Annotated in this window: 7 protein-coding genes and 1 pseudogene; 1 reads left to right on the top strand and 7 read right to left on the bottom strand. The window is 34.1% G+C overall.

What is annotated here, in order from left to right; translation table 11 throughout:
* The 5 genes from Aba26S_RS20415 to Aba26S_RS20395 form a co-directional block, all read right to left on the bottom strand.
* On the bottom strand, nt 1–897 hold an 897-nt coding region (locus Aba26S_RS20415), incomplete at its 3' end, for a hypothetical protein (protein ID WP_005005753.1).
* Nucleotides 898–912: 15 nt separating this feature from the next.
* On the bottom strand, nt 913–1692 hold the full coding sequence (locus tag Aba26S_RS20410; RefSeq protein WP_005005756.1) for a M48 family metallopeptidase: 780 nt from the start codon (nt 1690–1692) through the stop codon (nt 913–915).
* Complete coding sequence (locus Aba26S_RS20405; protein WP_005005757.1) at nt 1685–2173, bottom strand: hypothetical protein; 489 nt, start codon at nt 2171–2173, stop codon at nt 1685–1687. Before Aba26S_RS20405 ends, Aba26S_RS20410 begins: the two co-directional genes overlap by 8 nt.
* Before the next feature lie 9 nt (nt 2174–2182).
* Entirely contained in the window at nt 2183–2692 is a 510-nt protein-coding gene (locus Aba26S_RS20400) for a hypothetical protein (RefSeq protein WP_005005759.1), read from the bottom strand.
* A gap of 5 nt (nt 2693–2697) precedes the next feature.
* Nucleotides 2698–3120 (bottom strand): hypothetical protein, encoded by a 423-nt coding sequence (locus Aba26S_RS20395; RefSeq protein WP_005005760.1) that lies wholly within the window; start codon nt 3118–3120, stop codon nt 2698–2700.
* 164 nt (nt 3121–3284) lie between these two features.
* Between Aba26S_RS20395 and Aba26S_RS20390 the strand changes: the two genes are divergently transcribed.
* Entirely contained in the window at nt 3285–3938 is a 654-nt protein-coding gene (locus tag Aba26S_RS20390; RefSeq protein ID WP_005005764.1) for a hypothetical protein, read from the top strand.
* A gap of 65 nt (nt 3939–4003) precedes the next feature.
* On the opposite strand, the gene Aba26S_RS20385 is transcribed toward Aba26S_RS20390, so the two are convergent.
* Both Aba26S_RS20385 and Aba26S_RS20380 read right to left on the bottom strand, forming a co-directional pair.
* Nucleotides 4004–4516 carry a hypothetical protein gene (locus tag Aba26S_RS20385; protein WP_005005767.1) on the bottom strand — a complete coding sequence of 171 codons (513 nt, stop codon included), beginning with the start codon at nt 4514–4516 and terminating at the stop codon, nt 4004–4006.
* Nucleotides 4517–4523: 7 nt separating this feature from the next.
* Nucleotides 4524–4851, bottom strand: a pseudogene (locus tag Aba26S_RS20380) (hypothetical protein); the annotation flags it as partial.

The raw sequence follows: 4851 nt of genomic DNA, 5'->3' as shown, positions 1-4851 counted from the left end.
CTCTCGTACACTTAGAAGATAAGCATCTGGATTCGTTTTTAATTCTTTATCTAACATTATTAGCTTATTCAACATATCTTGGTTTGTCGTCTTGGGAATGATCCAACCGCCAAAACTAATATTGTTTAATTTGATGTTAGGTAGTGGATCTTGTCTATTTTGTTCCAGTAACCAAAGATAGTTTTCACTACAAACAAATAAGACTTTTAATTCCTGATCAATGCGCCGTAAATCACAATATCTGAATAGGTTTACGTTACCTGGTGCTTCAGCATTGATAATTGGTTTTTTTCTTGTTTTTTCACCATGTAACTTAAAGTATTTAACACAACTTTCAATGTCACTTTTTAAATTGATTGGTGCAGTTTCTATTGGTGCCTCTGATAATTGTTCTTCAGCATATTCAAAATAGATCCAACATACATCTTGGTCTTTTAGCTTTTCAAAAAGCCAATCTGGAACGTCATGCAATTTTTGTTTTAGTACAAATGGTTTTCCTACATTCGTAATCTTGACGCTTCTTTTCTTGTACGTGTCCAGCTCCCCTATCTTCTTCACGCCACTTTTATATAAATAACGGTTTTTGAGAACTACTTTACTCTTTTTTACCTCTTTTTCAGGTTTAGGATCAGTACTGGATTTTTCAGGCTCAACATTCAAACAAAAGTAATCTATTCCTTTGGTAAACAATTGAAACTTCCCCTCCTTTTCAATTAAGGCAAAATTCCCTCTGATTTCAGCACCTACTATATCTTTAGATATTAGAAATCGATCATCAACGGTTTGTTCATTTAAGAGCAGTAAAGCCGATTTAAAATCTACTTTGTGTTCTGGTATTACAACATAACCGTGGTCAAACAACTTTTTGCTCACTCGGATAACTGTGTAAATATCCATAACCAGCTCCTTATATTATTTCCTGTAATTTTGGTTGATGTATTCTTGGATCGCTACAATTCTTTTTTCTGAAGTAGGATGCGTTGATAAGAAATCAATTTTAGTGCCCTGTTTTTCTTGGGCTACTACTTTATTCCAAAAGCTGACTGCGCCCTGTGGGTTGTAACCAGCACGAACCATAATATCAACACCTAGAAGATCCGCTTCACTTTCAAGTTTGCGCGAACCAGGTAAGTTAACCCCATAATCGCCTAGTAAACTTGTGCCAGATACAACCATGTCACCAAGACCAGCCGAACTAGCTGCAAGCACACCTAAACCAGTTAAAAGCTTTTTACTTACCTTTTCACGCCCATGATCACGTAAAGCATGTGCAATTTCGTGGCCGATCAGTGCAGCCAATTCATCATCAGTTGCATTAATTTTTGTGATAGAACCAGTCAACACACCGATCTTGCCTCCAGATAGACAAAACGCGTTGATTTCATTATCTCGGATTGTATTAACTTCCCAATTCCAATTTGCTGCGTCAGCTCGATAATGTGGAACTTGTGCGATAAGACGTTTTGCTACTCTATTTACTTGAGCGTTATTCACAATCAATCCACGCTGTTTAGCAGTCGTGATGATGTTGTTGTAAGACTGAGTACTTTGCTGAAGATATTCTTTTTCAGAATACAACATGATTTGTTTGCGTTTAGAACCCATTCCATCAATAGTACTAGATACGCAACCAGTTAAAAGAGATCCGGCAACAGCCAAAACACACAAAGATTTCATCTTAAAATCAAACATTTTGTTTTCCTTTATGTTTAAAAACATTTAACAAGTTAAAACTGCGCTTATTAAGCTTGTTTTTATCTTCCAAATCAGTAATACATTTAAACTCTTTTAAGATGTTTTTGTAATGCTCTTTTTGTTCATTTTCTGACTTATTAAAACCTTTCAAAGCTAACTGTTCAATAGTTTTAGGGCTGAATAATTTCAGAAGAACTATATTTAATATTAAAGTACCAGCCAGTAAGCCCAACGCATAAAGCTGAACAACTGAAGTACTGTATTTAGGTTCCATCGGACCAAGTGAACCAAAGCATATAAAGCTAAATACAGATAAAGTAACTGCAGCTATAAAACTAGATACCGTAACTCTAATCTTGAACTTATATCGTGCAATTAAAGCGACAATTAAAAAACCAAAAAGTATGGTACCAATTGCCGTAGCCATTATGACTAAAAAGAGCCCAGGGTTTGTGTTTGATGGATCTAACATTTCCATAGAATATCCTTAAATAAAACCCTTGCTTTCTAATAGGGTGAAACGATCTTTAAACAGTACAAAGAATGTTTTTTTAACGCTTTCGTACTGGTGTTTGATAATGTCTAAAGCACTATCATATGCACCTAGTTTCACGTAATTAACAAAATTGGCATGATCAAAACCTTTAAGTTTGTGACGTTTAATAAAGCCCTTAAAGTCTTGCTCTTTTTCTTTAAATTGATTCTCAAATTCAAAGAAAAGTTTGCCTAATTTCATGCTGTATAGTTTTAAATTGACAATAAATTCGACTAAAGGTGTTTCATTTCCTCTAATCGTAACCAGCATGTCTTTATCTTTTGTGATTTCGAGCGATGGTAAAAAATTAGAAAAATTAACCAGTAGATCACTTAATAAAACTTGTTTATTAAAGTATGTGACCAAAACAGGTGCGCTATCTGGCACATACGCTTTGATACGTTCAAATTTACTTAAAGCTTCTGGAGAAGCATGACCACTAAGGGCTAATTTCACTAACATATAATTCACTCGACATCTAATTCATTTTTTAAAACCAATTTGTATTTTGGATGAACCCCAAGTCTAAGTTGAAGTAATGTCCACGCTTGCTTTGTTATTAACTTTTCGCCACTTTCAAACTTTGACCACTGTATATTGTTGTACAATCCTGTGTGACTAGACATTTTGGTTTTACTTAAACCACTCCAGACTCTTAGTTGTTTTCCTAAGACTGGTATTGGAACCAGCATTAAACCATTGTCCTCTTGTTCCTTTAAAATCTTTAAAGCTGCCTTTTTACCTACTAATTGACCGCCATCTTCACAAATATAAGTAATACGAGCTGTATATTGTTCAGAGTTTAAGCACTCTTCTAACAATGCTAGAACTTCATCCTGAGGATTCGTTAAACCCCCTCCAACCGTATCGCCTGTATCAGTTTTAATCACGAGTTATACCTTTTAAGATAGATATTCTTATAGTATATACGAAAAACATTTAAAAGATTTTTTTAAAAAAACAAAATGTTCATTTTTTGTATTTTAGCTAAAACCACTTATAATATGATTATTGGTATTAACCAAAGTTTAAAACATATTGAAAGGTGTTTAAAATGACTAACTCTAAAACTAACGCTAAAACCAAAGAGAACCGCTTAAACCAAAATGGCAGTTTAAGCAAAACCGACCAACGCAAGCTTAAACCTATTTCTTTTTGCTTATTAGATACAGAACAAGTGACAATGCTGGAGAAAATTGAAAAGTTTCAATATGGCAATTTCTTTAAAAACATTATAGCTTCTATGACTGATGAAGAAGTTGAACAGATCGCGAATAGCAACAAGAAAAGCGATCCAATCATTCCTCAAAAATTACTAGATCTAAACATCACAAAAGGTTTCTTATCTTGTCGTTCAATTGCAAAGGTGCTTTTTAAACACAATAAAGTTGAATCTATGCTGCATGAGCTACGTAACTTTATCTCTGACGAATTCATTTTAAAGTTAGCTGAAGACCGCAACTTAACACTATCTATAAGCGACTCAGAAGTCGATTCTAATACCTCTTCAGGTATGTTTGATGATCGCTATGCGATGGCTGATACTGGCTATAAGAGCCGTACAACACCTGTTTTCAATCAGCAAAATATTGAATCTATAAAATCCATTGTTCGTGAACATGAGAAGCTTCCAAAACATGTCGAATTAGACAATGATTTCATTGAACAGTTTATGAATGACAATCCTGAAGTATTCGCAAAATTATAAAAACACAAACAAAAAAAACCATCTAATTTTTAGATGGTTTTTTTATGTCTTAATTATTTCTAGAATCAGCTATAAAGCTTCGCTGGCTCGTCTGCAACTGGTATCACTGGCTGTACTTCTTGCATAAGAATTTTAGTCACTTCATCCAGTGGTGCAATGTTGGAAGGTAAAAACTCTATTGCTTCAGGAAATTGTGATTTAAGGTAAGCATCTATGGCTTTGTGAATAGCTCGGTACCATTCTCGCGATTCGCTCTCTAAATTAAACATGCTTGAAATTGAAGCTTCTAGATCCGCAATATATTTACTTGGTAGTAAAGCTTTACGCTCCATATAAGCTTGATGTGCCATAGCAAGCCAGATAAAGCGATTTAATTCCTTACTACTTCCCTCTACGCTATTATCTTTAAAGTTCAACGTTCTAAATTTGCAAATGTGAAAATGTTGCTCACTAAAATATTTAAAGAAATCTTCATACTCAATTACAGAAATGGATTTTTGTAGCACCAATGGTATATCTAATGCGAGATCCACTTCGACTTTACGTGTACCAATGCCATTTTTAATAACAAATTTCATATTCACCTCAAAATAAATTAAATTGTTTAAAGGTGTCTTTATCATTAAAAGTAACCAGGTGATGCGATTCAATTAACGATTTAAGGTCCTTAGCCTGAGCAACTGGCTGTATTTCAATGCTGGCGATTTGTGCAGCTTCATGAATTAACCCTATGATTTGAGCACGGCTTTCTAAATATGCAGATAGATCGCGAGTTTCTTTGAATGAAGAAATGACAAAGTTAATATTCTTTTCTAAATTCTCACTCAAACTGCTTAGTGTTTGGTTAATTGGTGCATACTTTTCTATATGCTCTAAGACTGTTGCATGATCTAGAAAAAAACTAACTTTGATG

Origin of the sequence: Acinetobacter sp. NBRC 110496 (genome assembly GCF_000876115.1) — a bacterium.
Taxonomy (GTDB): Bacteria; Pseudomonadota; Gammaproteobacteria; order Pseudomonadales; family Moraxellaceae; genus Acinetobacter.
The sequence above is the reverse complement of the archived record's forward strand: the minus strand, read 5'-3'. Positions and strand labels throughout refer to the sequence as shown.